The sequence below is a fragment of the Thalassobaculum litoreum DSM 18839 genome, from assembly GCF_900102465.1.
Lineage (GTDB): Bacteria > Pseudomonadota > Alphaproteobacteria > Thalassobaculales > Thalassobaculaceae > Thalassobaculum > Thalassobaculum litoreum.
Genome location: NZ_FNBW01000009.1, coordinates 69,007 through 83,150 on the forward strand (window position 1 = coordinate 69,007; position 14,144 = coordinate 83,150).

The following is a 14,144-nucleotide window of genomic DNA, read 5'->3' on the forward strand; positions in this document are numbered from 1 at the left end:
GTCAGTCTCTCCCGATTGCCCGGCGCAGCGCCAGCCGGACCGCGTCCGCGTCGTAGGCGGGCCAGCGCGTCGCCACATGCTGGTCCGGCCGGATCAGGTAGACGGCCGCATCCGCGTCGCCCAGATAGCGCGCGGCCAGCGCCCCGCTCGGATCGTCGGCCGCCGACAGGGCAAGCCGGGCGACCGCGACTCCGCCCTCCTCCAGCCGCTCCGGTGCGTCGGTGTCCACGGTCAGCAGGTGGAAACGGCCGTCCAGCCGGTCGAGCAGAAACCCGTCGCCCAGCGGTACGTCGGGGCACGGCGCGCCGGGGCGGCTGCGCGCGGGACCTCCCGGCAGGCCGTCCGCGCCGTTCAGCGTCGAGCCGTCATAGATGCAGGGCACCGACAGCCGCCCGGAATTCACCAGCGGCCGGGCGAACGGGTAATGTTCGCTCAGCTCCAGCACGGCATCGCGGAACAGCTTGGACGTCTCCGATTTCGGGGTGATGAAATCGGTGGCGCGGGTGGAGTTGAGGATGTTCTCGTCGGCCGCGACCTCCCGCTCCGCCGCGTAGCTGTCCAGCAGGCTGTCGGGCGCCGTGCCGTCCAGCACCAGGGCCAGCTTCCAGGCCAGGTTGTCGACGTCCTGCACCCCGGAATTGGCCCCCCGCGCGCCGAAGGGCGAGACCTGATGGGCGCTGTCGCCGGCGAACAGGACTCGGCCGTGGCGGAAGGTTTTCATGCGTCGGCACTGGAAGGTGTAGACCGATTTCCACACAACCTCGTAGGCGATGTCGGGCCCGAGCATCTGGTCGATCCGCGCCTTCACGTTCTCGTCGCGCAGCTCCTTCTCCCGGTCCACATGCCAGCCGATCTGGAAGTCGAGCCGCCAGACATTGTCCGGCTGCTTGTGCAGCAGGGCCGAGGAGCCGGACTTGAACGGCGGGTCGAACCAGAACCGGCGCTCTGTCGGGAACGGGGCGTCCATCTTCACGTCGGCGATGAGGAAGCTGTCCTCGAACACCCGGCCCTCGAAGCCGAGGTCGAGCGCGTTGCGCACGGGAGAGGCCGCGCCGTCGCAAGCGATGACCCAGTCGGCGGCCAGCGTGTAGGGGCCGTCGGGGGTCAGCACCTCCAGGATGACGCCGTCGTCGGTCTGGGCTACGCCCTCCACCCGGTTGCGGCCGCGGATCTCCACCGGCGCGCCCTGCGCCCGGGCGGCGCGGAGGCGGTCGACCAGGGCCTTCTCGAAATAGGGCTGCTGCAGGTTGATGAAGGCCGGATAGCGGTGCCCCGCTTCCGGCAGCAGGTTGAACTCGAACACCTTGCGGTCGCGGTGGAACACCTTGCCCAGGTTCCACACGACACCCCGCTCCACCAGCTCCGCGCCGCAGCCGAGCCGGTCGGCGATCTCCAGGCTGCGCTTGGCGACACAGATCGCCCGGCTGCCCATGCCGATGCCCTCGTGGTCGTCCAGCACCAGCACCGGCACGCCCTTCAGCCCGAGGTCGAGGGCGGCGGTCATCCCCACCGGCCCGCCGCCGACGATCACCACCGGATGGCGGACGGGAGAGGCGGCGTCCTGATCCGCCGACCGCCGGTACGGGTACTCCCGGAAGGCGAGCGTGTAGCGATCCTGAAGCATCGCCGGTCTCCCCGCGTTCGGGTGGTGCGTTACCCCTGCAGCGCCTCCCACATCTCCAGGTCGCGCTGGGCGGTCCAGATGCGCGGGGTGTCGATGCCGCGGGCCTCGTCATAGGCGCGGGCGACGTTGAACGGCAGGCAGTGCTCGTAGATCGCGTAGTCCTTGAACTTGGCGTCGCAGGCGTCGCGCACCGCGTCCCAGGCGTCCTTCAGGCTGCCGCCCCGTGCGGCCACCTTCTGGGCCGGCCGGTAGGTGCTCTCCACGAAGTCGCGCGTCGATTCCAACCCGGCATCCACCCGGTCCAGGCCGACCAGCGCGTCGCCGCGGCCCGGCGCGATGGACTGCGGGTTGTACGCCTTCACCGCGTCCAGCGTGCCGCCCCAATCCTCGAAATGCCCGTCGCCGCAGTAGCAGGCGGAGTGGTATTCGACGATGTCGCCGGTGAACATGACCTGCTCGTCAGGCACCCAGATCACCGCGTCGCCGGCGGTGTGGGCGCGGCCGATCTGCTTGATCTCGACCTTGCGGTTGCCGAGATAGACGGTCATCGAATCCGAGAAGGTGGTGGTCGGCCAGGTCAGGCCGGGGATGCTCTCGTGGCCCTCGAACAGGCGGGGGAAGCGCTGGAACTCGCTGTCCCAGTCCTCCTGGCCGCGCTCGACCACCATGGAGCGGGCCTTGTCCGACATGATGATCTGCGCGTCGCCGAAGGCGCTGGCGCCGAGCACGCGGACCGCGTGGTAGTGGGTCAGGACCACGTGGCTGATCGGCTTGTCGGTGACCTCGCGGACCTTGGCGATCACCATCTCGGCCAGGCGCGGGGTGGCCTGGGCCTCGACGATCATCACGCTGTCGTCGCCGATGATCACGCCGGAATTCGGATCGCCCTCGGCGGTGAAGGCCCAGAGGTCCTTGCCGACCTCGGTGAAGCTGATCTTCTTCTCGCCAAGATCGCCCTGGCTTGCGAATGCCTTCGCCATGCACTCCTCCCGTTCATGCGTCTCCGGTGAGCGCGGGTGGCGCGTCCGGAGGTTTGGTCTGTTGGCAGGAACCTTAACCCCGAACCGGTCGCCGCCGTACAGGGTGAATTGGGGGAGGTTGTCCGCGACACCCTCCCCCGTCTTCCCGGCCTCCCCCGTCTTCCCGGCCTTGCGCCGGGACCCAGGGTGAAGCAGCCGGAGCGTTTCCGGTTGCGCTCCAGCGCGCGGATGGCTGGATCCCGGCGCAAGGCCGGGAAGACGAAAAGGAGAGAGGGGGAGAGTACGCCCCTCCCCCAGTGACCGTACGCCCAGTGACCTTATGCCCAGGGACCTTATGCTCCGTGACCTTACGCCGCCTTCGGCAGCAGCTTCTCCACCAGCAGCGCCCAGTAGGACGCCCCATACGGCAGGGCCGCGTCGTTGAAGTCGTAGGCCGGGTTGTGGACGTTCACGCCGCCATCCTCGCCCACCCCGTTGCCGAGGTTGATGTAGCAGCCCGGGCGGTGCTGCAGCATGTAGGCGAAGTCCTCCGCCCCCATCACCGGCTCGGCGTCGGTGTCCACGTTCTCCTCGCCGACCAGCTCGCGGGCGATGGCCGCCGCCTTCTCGATATGCACCGGGTCGTTCACCAGGGCCGGATAGCGGCGGTCGTACTTCACCTCCACCGTGCAGTCGAAGCCCTCGGCGATCGCCGTGCAGAGCTTCTTCATCTTGGCTTCCACCATGTCCTGGACCTCCGGTCGGAAGGTCCGCACCGTGCCCTGCAGGTAGACCAGATCCGGCACCACGTTGCCGGTATGGCCGCCCGATACCTGGGTCACCGAGAGCACGGCGCTGTCCAGCGGGTCGGTGGAGCGGCTGACGATGGACTGCAGGGCCAGCACGATCTGCGCCTGGACGATGATCGGATCGATGGTCTTATGCGGCCGCGCGGCATGACCGCCATAGCCGTGGATGAAGATCTCGAACATGTCCGCGCCCGCCATGGACGGCCCCGGGCGCATGCAGATCTTGCCCACGGGCAGGCCCGGGCGGTTGTGCATGCCGTAGACCGCATCGACCGGATACTTCTCGAACAGCCCGTCATCCTCGACCATGACCCGGCCGCCGGCGACGTTCTCCTCGGCCGGCTGGAAGATCAACACGACCTCGCCGGCGAAGTTGCGGGTCTCCGCGAGATACCGAGCGGCGCCGAGCAGGATGGCGGTGTGGCCGTCATGGCCGCAGCCGTGCATCTTGCCCGGAATCGTCGAGGCCCAGGGCTTGCCGGTCGCCTCGATGATGTCGAGCGCGTCGAAATCCGCGCGGATGCCGATGCGACCGCCGTCGCCGCCATTCCCCTTGATCGTGGCGACGATGCCGGTCTTGGCCAGCCCGCGCTCGATATGGTCGACGCCGATCTCCTCCAGCCGCTTGGCGATGAAGTCGGAGGTCCAGACCTCCTCGAAGGCGGTCTCGGGATGGGCGTGCATTTCGCGCCGCCACTCGGTCATGTCCTCGTGGAAGTCGGCGATGCGATTGATGATCGGCATGGAAGGCTCCTGGCTTGAATGCGGCCAGCCTAGGCGCAGCCGGTCCCCCTGCCAAGTTCGTGTCTTGACGCCGCGCGGACCGCCCTCTGTCATGGACGCTCCCGCCCCGCGCTACCCGAAGGAATCCCCTTGGCCGCCATCCGCATCGCCGTCGATATCGGCGGCACCTTCACCGATTTGCAGATCCTGAACGAGGAGACCGGAGCGGCCGACGCCCACAAGGTGCCGACCACCCCCGCCGATCCCTCCGAAGGGCTGATCGCCGGAATCCTTGAGGCCTCCGAACGGCTCGGATTCGCGCTCGGCGATATCCGCGCGATCATGCACGGCACCACCATCGCCACCAACGCGGTGCTGGAGCGCAAGCTGCCGGCCGGCGCGCTGCTGATGACCGAGGGCTTCACCGACGTGCTGGAGATCGGCCGGCATTTCCGCAGCCTGGTCTATGCCAACAAGGCCGAGGAGCGCGCCCTGCTGATCCCGCGCGCCCGGCGCTACCCGGTGGCCGAGCGGCTGCGGGCCGACGGCTCGATGGAACGCGCGCTCGATCCCGCTACCGTGCGCGCCGCCGCCCGCAAGGCGGCCGAGGCCGGGGCCAAGGCGATCGCGATCTGCCTGCTGCACGCCTATGCCAATCCCGAACACGAGCTGGAGGCCGCCCGCATCGTCCAGGAGGAGCTGCCGGACGCCTATGTCTCCTGCTCCCATGCGGTCAGCCCGGAGATCCGCGAGTTCGAGCGCGCCTCGACCACCGTGCTGAACGCCCTGCTGATGCCGGTGGTGAAGACGTATCTCTCGAAGCTGCGCGGCCGGCTGTCCGACACCGGGATCACCGCCCCGGTCTATCTGGTGCAGTCGAACGGCGGCGTGACCACGCCGGAGACCGCCGGCGAGCAGCCGGCCCGTCTGCTGCTGTCCGGCCCGGCCGGCGGGGCGCGGGCGGCGGAGGTACTCTCGGCTGAGCTCGGCATCGGCAACCTGATCGCCGTCGATATGGGCGGCACCTCCTATGACGTGTCCATCGTCGACAACGGCGCCATCCGGCTGGTGACCGAGGGCAAGGTCGACGGACTGCCGGTGCGGCTGCCGATGATCGAGATCCGCACCATCGGGGCCGGCGGCGGCTCCATCGCCCGGGTCGACGAGACCGGCCGGCTCTATGTCGGCCCGGAGAGTGCCGGGGCGACGCCCGGCCCGGTCAGCTACGGACGCGGCGGTACCCAGCCGGCCGTGACCGATGCCAATGTGGCGCTGGGGCGGATCGATCCGGACTTCTTCCTCGGCGGCGCCATGACCCTCGACGTGGACGGCGCCCGCAAGGCGCTGTCGGCCAAGGTGGCCCAGCCGCTCGGCCTGGAGGACGGGCCGGCGGCCGACGGCATCGTCGCCATCGCCACCACCCATATGGCCTCCGCCATCCGGCTGTCGCTGTTCGAGAAAGGCCTCGACCCGACCGATTTCGCCCTGATCTCCTTCGGCGGCGCCGGCGGCCTGCATGCCTGCGACACGGCGGCGGAGATCGGCGCCACCCGCGTGGTCTTCCCGCGCGACCCCGGCACGCTCAGCGCCTGGGGCATGCTGTTCAGCGACGTGGTGCACGACATCGCCCGCTCCCGCCTTATGAAGGCCGAGGCCGACAATCTCGGCGAAGTGGAGAGCCTGATCGCCGAGATGAAGGCGGACGGCCAGGAGGCGCTGGCCCGCGACGGCATTCCCGACGGCGCGCGCAGCTATCCCGTCACCCTGGACCTGCGCTATCCGGGCCAGGCCTACGAGATCGGCGTGCCCTTCGACGGCGACCTGGCGGCGACGGTGACCGCCTTCCACGACGCCCACGCGCGGCAATACGCCCATGCCGAACGCCATGTGACGCCGGAGATCGTCACCCTGCGCATGGCCGCCACCGGCCGGCTCAGCAAGCCGGCGGCCCGGCCGTTCGAGGGCGGCAGCGAGATCACCGTGAAGGCGAAGCGCCCGGTGCGGCTCGCCGGCGCGATCCGCGAGACCGCCATCGTCGACCGCGAGACCCTCGGCCCCGGTGCGTCGCTGGCCGGTCCGGCGATCATCGAGGAGGCCCATTCCACCCTGCTGATCCCGCCGGGCTGGGACCTCACCGTGCACCCCAGCGGCGCCCTGATCGCCGCCCTAGCTGCCCAAGGAGATGCCGCATGACCGCGCCCGCGATGGAGCTGGACCCGGTCCAGGTGGAGATCATCCGCAACGCCCTGGTGGCGGCGGCGGAGGAGATGGGGGTGACGATCTGGCGGACCAGCCGGTCCTCCGTCGTGCGCGACCTGCTGGACTATTCAACCTGCGTGTTCGACGCCGATGGCGGCGCCGTCGGCCAGTCCACGGCGATCCCGATCCACCTGAACTCCATGCCCTCCTGCCTGGCCGAGATCCTGGCCAACCACATCCCGATCGAGGAGTGGGAGGACGGCGACATCATCATCACCAACGACCCCTATGCCGGCGGCCAGCACCTGTCGGACATCCAGACCTTCAAGCCGGTGTTCCACGAGGGCAGGCGGATCGCCATCGCCGGCATCCTGGTGCATCACCTGGACGTGGGCGGCGGGGCGGCCGGCTCCTACGATCCCAGCGCCACCGAGATCCAGCAGGAGGGCTTCCGCATCCCGCCGCTGAAGATCGCCGAGCGCGGCAAGCGGAACGAGGCGGTGGTGAAACTGCTGCTGCGCCAGACCCGCGAGCCGGCGAATGTCGGCGGCGACTTCGCCTCGCAGCTCGCCGCCCTGGAGACCGGCACCGCCAACCTGAAGCGCATCGTCGCCCGCTACGGCCCCGACCTGCTCGCCGCCGCCATGGCCCGCATCCAGGACCAGTCGGAGGCGGCGATGCGCGCCATGATCCGCGACGTGCCGGACGGCACCTACAGCTTCGAGGATTTCGTCGACGACGACGGCATCGACAGGGACACCAGGCTGCGGGTCGCTGTGACGCTGACCGTCGACGGCGACGGCATGTCGATCGACCTCGCCGGCTCCAGCCCCCAGGCCAAGGGTCCGGTGAACTGCACCTATGCCATGGCCTATTCGGCGGCCATGTGCGGCGTGCTGATGTCGCTCGGCACCGAGATCCCGGCCAATGCCGGTTGCTACCGTCCGGCGAAGGTGACCGCGCCGGAAGGCACGGTGGTCAACTGCCGCTATCCCGCGCCCGTGGCCAACCGCATGGCGACCGGGCACCGGGTGGTCAACGCGGTGATGGGCGCCTTCCACCAGGCGATCCCGGGCAAGGTGCCGGCCGCCTATTACGGGGTCAGCTACGCCACGGCGATGAACTGCATCCACGCCGACGGCAGCCGGCAGGTGTATTTCGACCTGGAATGCGGCGGCTGGGGCGGCCATCCCGACGAGGATGGCGCCAGCGGCTTCTCCTGCGGGCTGCACAATATCTCCAACGCGCCGATGGAGATGCTGGAGAACAGCCTGCCCATTCAGTTCCAGGAATACGCCCTGGTGCCCGACAGCGGCGGCAAGGGCCGTACCCGCGGCGGGTTGGGTCTCGCCCGCGCCTACCGGCTGGAGACGCCGACGGGGGTGTTCGCCGCCAATCTGGACCGCTTCAAGGTGCGCCCCTACGGACTGGCGGGCGGCGAGCCGGGTCAGCCCGGGCGCCTGACGGTGACGCGCGCGGCGACCGGCGAGACCGAGGATCTGCCGTCGAAGGTCTCCAGTGTGCCGGCATCCAAGGGCGACGTGTTCCGCCTGCAGACGGCGGGCGGCGGCGGCTACGGCGACCCGGCGGACCGCAGCGAAGCGGCGAAGGCGGCGGACCGGGAGAACGGGTATACGAGCGGGTGACCTGGCGGCCCTCTCTTCCTCGTCATCCCGAAACAAGTTCGGGATGACAGATTATGGGGGATGCCGAACGCCCCACCCTGAGGAGAGCGACGCCATGCAGATCCCCAATACCGACACCATCGTCTATGTGAACGGCCGCCTGGTACGGAAGTCGGAGGCGGTGATCTCGATCTACGACAGCGGGTTCTGTCACGGCGACGGCGCCTATGAGGGCATCCGGCTCTACGACGGCAAGGTGTTCCGCCTGGAGGCGCATATCCGCCGGCTGTTCGAGGCGCTGACCATGCTCGACATCGATCCGGGCGTCGACCAAGCGGGGATGATCAAGATCGTGCGCGACACCTTCGCGGCGAACGAGCTGACCACCGATCTGCACATGCGCCTGCAGGTCACCCGCGGGCGCAAGCGGATGACCGGCATGAACCCGATGCTGAACCTGGGCCCCGCCTCCATCGTCGCCTTCGTCGATCACAAGCCGCCGATCTTCGACAAGGCCGGGATCACCCTGATCACCTCCACCCTGCGCCGGGCCTCGCCGAACGTGATCGACGCCAAGATCCACCACACCAACCAGCTCAACCAGATCCTCGCCAATATCGAGGCCAACCGGCAGGGGGCCGACGAGGCGATCATGCTGGACGACCGCGGCTTCGTGGCGGAGACCAACTCGACGACGATGTTCTGCGTGAAGGACGGCGTCCTGATGACGCCGCACCCGACCTACATCGTGGTCGGCATCACCCGGGGTATCCTGCTGCAGATGGCGGTGGAAGAAGGCTGGGGCGCGAAGGAGGCCGACCTGTCGGTCTACGATTTCGTGACGGCGGACGAGGTGTTCATCTGCGGCACGGTGGGCGAGCTGGTGCCGGTCAAGGCGATCGACGGCCGGGCGTTGAAGGGACCGATCCCGGGACCGGTGACGGTGCGGCTGATGGAGAAATATCGCGCCCTGACCCGGGCGGAGGGGACGGCGGTTTAGGGAGTTCTCTCCCATTTTTCTCGTTACCCACTCCCCCGGCCCTGTGCCGGGGCAAGGTCTCGGCGTGACGGATTGCCGGGGCAGATCCTCCGAGGTTCCCGCGGGCTCATCCCTGGATCCCGGCTCAAGGCCGGGAAGACGGTAAGGGGATTTCTTGGGTCTTTCTCAATCCTGCTTCTTCCCGGCCTTGAGCCGGGACCCAACGATCCGCGTGTTGGAGCGTCGAGAATGTATTTCCGGCAACCCGTCACGCCGACGTCTTGCCCCGGCACAAGGCCGGGGAGTGCGTTGGGGGGTGGCGGGAAGAGAAACCCTACCCGACCCGCTCCCGCACGAACCCCGCCATGCCCTCCAGGAACCCGTCGAGATCCGCCTTCAGGGCGTCGTACCCGGCCGATTTCTCGAAGCTCTCGATGTCCATGTACAGCGCCCGGTTCAGCTCGATCTGCAGCGAGTGCCGGCCCGCCGCCGGGTCGGAATGCCGGGCCACCAGTTCCGCGCCCTTGTAGGGGTGGTTGATCGACACCCGGTAGCCCATGTCGCGCAGCAGACCGGCCGCCGTCTCGATGAAAACGGCGTCGCAGGTCGTCCCTTCCCGGTCGCTCAGCACCATGTCCGGCCGCGCGGCGCCGGTATCCACGTTCATGGCATTGCCGATCGGCTTCATGGAGTGGCAGTCGATATGAAACGCCTGCCCGAACCGGGCATGGGCGGCGTCGATCGCGGCCGCCACCGCGGCATGATACGGGCGGTGATAGGTCTCCAGCCGGTGCATCACCTCGGCCACGGTCAGCTTACGGTCGTAGATCGGCCGGCCCTTCAGGATGTAGCGGCGCACCACGCCCATGCCGTACTCGGTCTTCTCGCCCGGATTGACCGGCAGCGGCCAGTCGCCGTCGATCAGCGCCAGATCGAGATCGTCCTCGGCCCGGTTCGGGTCGATATAGGCGCGCGGGAACTGGGCGGCGATCAGGGTGGCGCCCACCGAAGGCGCGTGGTCGAACAGCGCGTCGACGAACCGGTCCACCGACGTCATCAGTTCGGCCTCGGAGACGATCGGGTCGAAATCGGCCGGCCAGTCGGTGCTGTTATGCGGGCTGTCGACCACCAGCGGGATCGCCGCGGCCACCGGGTCCCGGCGCCACAGGACGCCGGGGATCAGATGGTCTGGGTCGGAAGGGTGGCCGCTCATGCCCCGTCGTTGAGGTGGCAGGCCGAGAACCGCCCCGGCGCAATCTCCTTGAGCAGCGGCTGCTCCATCCGGCAGCGCTCATGGGCATGGGGGCAGCGCGGGTGGAAGTGGCAGCCCGGCGGCGGGTTCAGCGGCGACGGGATCTCGCCCTTCACCGGCACGAACTTGCGCTTGCGGGTGTCGAGCCGCGGCACCTCGGCCAGCAGTGCCTGGGTGTAGGGGTGGTTGGCGGACTCGAAGATGTCTTCCGTCTTCGCCGTCTCCACCACCCGGCCGAGATACATGATCACCACCCGGTCCGACAGGTGCTCGACCACGCCGAGATCGTGGCTGATGAACAGGTAGGTGAGGTGGAACTCCTCGCGCAGGCGCATGAACAGGTTGAGCACCTGGGCCTGGATCGACACGTCCAGGGCGGCCACCGACTCGTCGCAGACCAGGAAGTCCGGGTTCACCGCCAGCGCCCGGGCGATGCCAATGCGCTGGCGCTGGCCGCCGGAGAATTGGTGCGGGTAGCGCCTTGCATAGGTCGGGTCCAGGCCGACCCGGATCAGCATCTCGGCGACGTATTCCTCGCTGCCCTTGGCATCGACCAGGCCGTGGACCTTCGGCGCCTCGCCGACGATATCCTGCACACGCAGCCGCGGGTTCAGCGAGCTCATCGGGTCCTGGAAGATCATCTGGACCTTGAGCGCGGTATCCCGCGCCTCGGCCGAGCTCTGGGTCGACAGTTCGCGGCCGCGGAACAGGACCTCGCCCTTGGTCGCCGGATGCACGCCCGCGACCACGCGGCCGAGGGTGGACTTGCCGCAGCCGGACTCGCCGACCAGACCGACCACCTCGCCATCGGCGATGGTCAGGGAGACGTCGTCGACCGCATGGACGATCTCGTCCCTCAGTCCGGCGCCGAAGAGGTTGGCGATCTTGGCGGCGGCGTCCAGCGGCTTCACGAAGCGCTTGGAGACGTGGCGCAGCTCCAGGATCGGCTTCTCGGCGGCAGCAGTCGGGGCCGTGGTCGGGGCCTGGTGTTCGGTTGCGGCGCTCATGCGGTCACCTCAGGCGTCGGAACGGCGGCGGCCTCGCCCGCCGCAACGGGGTAGTGGCAGCGCACGTCGCGCGCCGGAACCGGGTGGGTGATCTCCGGCTCGATGTCGCAGTCCGGTCCGACCCGGGGGCAGCGCGTCTTGAACGGGCAGCCCTTGGGCAGGTTCAGCAGCGACGGGGTCATGCCCGGGATCTGAGACAGCGGCTGGCCGCGCTTGTTGCGGCTCGGCACCGAGCTGATCAGCCCGTGGGTATAGGGATGGGTCGGGTTGTCCAGCACGTCGTCGACGGTGCCGTGCTCGACCACTTTGCCGGCATACATCACGCAGATCTCGTCGGCGAGGCCGGCCACCACGGAAAGATCGTGGGTGATCCAGATCATCGCCGTGCCGGTCTCCTCGCAGAGCTTCTGCACCTCGTAGAGGATCTGGCCCTGGATGGTGACGTCGAGGGCGGTGGTCGGCTCGTCGGCGACGATCAGGTCCGGCTTGTTCAGCAGCGCGATGGCGATGGCGACGCGCTGGCGCATGCCGCCGGAGAACTGGTGCGGGTAGGACTTCAGCCGCTCCTCGGCCGCCGGGATGCCGACCTGCTCCAGGGCGGCGCGCGACCGCTCCCAGGCCTCGTCGCGGCTGACGTTCTCATGCGCCTGGATCGCCTCGATCATCTGCGTGTCGACGCGCAGGACCGGGTTCAGGGTCATCATCGGATCCTGGAAGATCATCGCGATGTTGTTGCCCCGCAGCCGGCGCATGCGCTCGTCCGGCGCGTTGGCGATGTTCTCGCCCTTGTACAGGATCTCGCCGCCCACGATGCGGCCCGGCTCGTCCACCAGGCCCATGATGGAGAAGCCGGTCACGGTCTTGCCGGACCCGGACTCGCCCACCAGGCCCAGGACCTCGCCCGGCCGCACGGTGAAGGAGACGTCGTTGACCGCCTTCACCTCGCCCGCGCGGGTGAAGAAATGGGTCTGCAGGTTCCGGACCTCGAGTGTCGGAACGTCGGATTTCGCCACCGGTGTCCCCTCTTACTTCTGCAGTCGCGGATTGAGCACGTCGCGCAACCGGTCGCCGACCAGGTTGATGCTGACGATCATGAACAGCAGGGCCAGCCCCGGAAACACGGTGATCCAGTACTTCCCACTCATCACGTAGTCGAACCCGTTGGAGATCAGCTTGCCGAGCGACGGTTCGGTCTGCGGCAGGCCGAGACCGAGGAACGACAGGGTCGCCTCCAGGGAGATCGCGTGCGCGGTCTGCATGGTGCCGACCACGATGATCGGCGCGATGCAGTTCGGCAGCAGGTGGCGGAACACGACGCGGCTGTTGCCGAGCGCCAGACAGTTCGCCGCCTCGACATATTCCTTGCGCCGCTCGACCAGGGCCGAGCCGCGGATGGTGCGGGCGTAGTAGGCCCACTGCACCACCACCAGCGCGGCGATGATCTTGAACACCGCAAAATAGCCCGGCTCGTTCGGCCCGCCCTTGACCACGGCGAGCAGGATCAGCGCCACCAGGATCGCCGGGAACGAGAGCTGCATGTCGACGACGCGCATGATGATCATGTCGGTGCGGCCGCCGAAATAGGCGGCGATCATGCCGAGCGTGCAGCCGATGATCAGGGCGATGATGCCGGAGCCGACACCGACGCCCAGGCTGATGCGCAGGCCGTAGATCATGGCGCTGACCAGATCGCGGCCGGCCCCGTCGGTGCCGAGCCAGGCGACCGTGCCGTTGGCCATGGTCTCGCCCGGGGCCAGCAGGTTGTCCATGAAGCTGACCGACGACAGGTCGTACGGGTCGGTCGGGGCGATGAACGGCCCGATCACGGCGATGAAGATCACCAGGATCACGCCGATCGCGCCGATCACGGCGACCGGGCTCTCCATATAGTCGGACAGGATCCGCTTGAACGGGCTCTCGACGGCCGCGTCCTTCGGATCGGCGACCGTCTTTTCGACGGCGGTTTCTTCTTGGATCGCAGTCATGCCTTGATGTCCTGCAGACGGACCCGCGGATCGAGCAGAGAGTAGCAGATGTCGACCGCCAGGTTCAGGAAGACGAACAGCAGCACGATGATCATCAGGTAGGCGACGATCACCGGCCGGTCGAGAAGGCCGATCGAGTCGATCAGCAGCTTGCCGATACCGGGCCACGCGAAGATCGTCTCGGTCACAACGGAGAAGGCCACGAGACCGCCGAACTCGAGACCGAGCACGGTGACGACCGGGATGAGAATGTTCTTGAGCACGTGCACGAAGATCACCCGGCGATCGGTCAGGCCCTTCGCCCGGGCGAACTTGACGTAGTCCTGGTGCACCACCTCGCGGGTGCCGGCGCGGGCCAGACGGGTGACCGCCGACAGCTTGAACAGCGCCAGATTGACCGCCGGCAGCAGCACGTGGCTCCAGCCGTCCAGGGTCAGCAGCGAGGTCGGGAATCCGAGCACGTAGTGGATCTCGTCGCCGCGTCCGGTCGACGGCAGCCAGCCGAGCTGCACCGAGAACAGTATGATCATCATGATGCCGACCCAGAAGGTCGGCAGGCTGAAGCCGAGAATCGACCCGGTCATGATGATCTTGGAATAGGCCGCCTCCGGCCGCAGCCCGGCGATCACGCCGAGCGGAATGCCCAGGACCACGGAGATCAGCAGGGCCGCGACCGCCAACTCCATCGTCGCCGGCAGCCGATCCATGATCAGCTGCAGCGCCGGCTCGTTGAACACGAAGCTCTCGCCGAGATTGCCCTGGGCCGCCTTCTGCAGGAAACGCAGATACTGGATATGGAACGGCTTATCGAGGCCGAGGCTCTCGATGATCGCCTGCCGCTCCGCCTGGTCGGCGTCGTCGGCCACCAGGATTTCGGTCGGGTCCCCCACCAGGAACACGCCCGAGAACACCAGAAATGACATAACCAGGACGACCAGGGCCGCCTGCATCAATCGTCTGATGATGAAGACCGTCATCACCG

General features: G+C 68.2%; 11 protein-coding genes. 3 read left to right on the forward strand and 8 right to left on the reverse strand.

Annotation, left to right across the window (positions count from 1 at the left end; translation table 11 throughout):
- Nucleotide 1: 1 nt before the first annotated feature.
- The 3 genes from BLS34_RS15250 to BLS34_RS15260 form a co-directional block, all read right to left on the reverse strand.
- The gene (locus tag BLS34_RS15250; protein ID WP_093151544.1) at nucleotides 2-1,624 is read right to left on the reverse strand and encodes an FAD-dependent oxidoreductase; all 1,623 of its coding nucleotides are present in this window, start codon (nucleotides 1,622-1,624) and stop codon (nucleotides 2-4) included.
- A 29-nt stretch (nucleotides 1,625-1,653) separates the two neighbouring features.
- A complete protein-coding gene (locus tag BLS34_RS15255; protein ID WP_093151547.1) occupies nucleotides 1,654-2,604 on the reverse strand; it encodes an MBL fold metallo-hydrolase in 951 nt (316 codons plus the stop codon).
- Between the two features lie 347 nt (nucleotides 2,605-2,951).
- Entirely contained in the window at nucleotides 2,952-4,136 is a 1,185-nt protein-coding gene (locus tag BLS34_RS15260; protein WP_028794343.1) for a M20 aminoacylase family protein, read from the reverse strand.
- A 129-nt stretch (nucleotides 4,137-4,265) separates the two neighbouring features.
- Between BLS34_RS15260 and BLS34_RS15265 the strand changes: the two genes are divergently transcribed.
- From BLS34_RS15265 to BLS34_RS15275, 3 genes are all read left to right on the forward strand, one after another.
- Nucleotides 4,266-6,308, forward strand: a complete 2,043-nt coding sequence (locus BLS34_RS15265; RefSeq protein ID WP_093151549.1) for a hydantoinase/oxoprolinase family protein — start codon at nucleotides 4,266-4,268, stop codon at nucleotides 6,306-6,308.
- Nucleotides 6,305-7,960, forward strand: coding sequence for a hydantoinase B/oxoprolinase family protein (locus tag BLS34_RS15270; protein WP_093151552.1), 1,656 nt, complete (start codon nucleotides 6,305-6,307; stop codon nucleotides 7,958-7,960). The genes BLS34_RS15265 and BLS34_RS15270 overlap by 4 nt, the downstream gene beginning before the upstream one ends.
- 94 nt (nucleotides 7,961-8,054) lie before the next feature.
- Nucleotides 8,055-8,939, forward strand: a complete 885-nt coding sequence (locus BLS34_RS15275) for an aminotransferase class IV (protein WP_175474246.1) — start codon at nucleotides 8,055-8,057, stop codon at nucleotides 8,937-8,939.
- A 313-nt stretch (nucleotides 8,940-9,252) separates the two neighbouring features.
- On the opposite strand, the gene BLS34_RS15280 is transcribed toward BLS34_RS15275, so the two are convergent.
- From BLS34_RS15280 to BLS34_RS15300, 5 genes are read right to left on the reverse strand one after another with little or no spacing between them, the layout of a single operon-like run.
- On the reverse strand, nucleotides 9,253-10,131 hold the full coding sequence (locus BLS34_RS15280; RefSeq protein ID WP_093151557.1) for an N-formylglutamate amidohydrolase: 879 nt from the start codon (nucleotides 10,129-10,131) through the stop codon (nucleotides 9,253-9,255).
- Nucleotides 10,128-11,177: an ABC transporter ATP-binding protein gene (locus BLS34_RS15285; protein ID WP_028794339.1), complete on the reverse strand. Its 1,050-nt coding sequence runs from the start codon at nucleotides 11,175-11,177 to the stop codon at nucleotides 10,128-10,130. The genes BLS34_RS15280 and BLS34_RS15285 overlap by 4 nt, the downstream gene beginning before the upstream one ends.
- Nucleotides 11,174-12,190: an ABC transporter ATP-binding protein gene (locus BLS34_RS15290; RefSeq protein ID WP_051244626.1), complete on the reverse strand. Its 1,017-nt coding sequence runs from the start codon at nucleotides 12,188-12,190 to the stop codon at nucleotides 11,174-11,176. Before BLS34_RS15290 ends, BLS34_RS15285 begins: the two co-directional genes overlap by 4 nt.
- 12 nt (nucleotides 12,191-12,202) lie before the next feature.
- Entirely contained in the window at nucleotides 12,203-13,162 is a 960-nt protein-coding gene (locus BLS34_RS15295) for an ABC transporter permease (RefSeq protein ID WP_028794338.1), read from the reverse strand.
- Nucleotides 13,159-14,139 carry an ABC transporter permease gene (locus tag BLS34_RS15300; RefSeq protein WP_028794337.1) on the reverse strand — a complete coding sequence of 327 codons (981 nt, stop codon included), beginning with the start codon at nucleotides 14,137-14,139 and terminating at the stop codon, nucleotides 13,159-13,161. Before BLS34_RS15300 ends, BLS34_RS15295 begins: the two co-directional genes overlap by 4 nt.
- Nucleotides 14,140-14,144 lie beyond the last annotated feature (5 nt).

Coding starts and splice junctions, on each gene's coding strand:
- BLS34_RS15255 (WP_093151547.1), bottom strand. CDS start 2,604: ATGGCGAAGGCATTCGCAAGCCAGGGCGATCTTGGCGAGAAGAAGATC.
- BLS34_RS15300 (WP_028794337.1), bottom strand. CDS start 14,139: ATGACGGTCTTCATCATCAGACGATTGATGCAGGCGGCCCTGGTCGTC.
- BLS34_RS15260 (WP_028794343.1), bottom strand. CDS start 4,136: ATGCCGATCATCAATCGCATCGCCGACTTCCACGAGGACATGACCGAG.
- BLS34_RS15250 (WP_093151544.1), bottom strand. CDS start 1,624: ATGCTTCAGGATCGCTACACGCTCGCCTTCCGGGAGTACCCGTACCGG.
- BLS34_RS15280 (WP_093151557.1), bottom strand. CDS start 10,131: ATGAGCGGCCACCCTTCCGACCCAGACCATCTGATCCCCGGCGTCCTG.
- BLS34_RS15295 (WP_028794338.1), bottom strand. CDS start 13,162: ATGACTGCGATCCAAGAAGAAACCGCCGTCGAAAAGACGGTCGCCGAT.
- BLS34_RS15285 (WP_028794339.1), bottom strand. CDS start 11,177: ATGAGCGCCGCAACCGAACACCAGGCCCCGACCACGGCCCCGACTGCT.
- BLS34_RS15275 (WP_175474246.1), top strand. CDS start 8,055: ATGCAGATCCCCAATACCGACACCATCGTCTATGTGAACGGCCGCCTG.
- BLS34_RS15270 (WP_093151552.1), top strand. CDS start 6,305: ATGACCGCGCCCGCGATGGAGCTGGACCCGGTCCAGGTGGAGATCATC.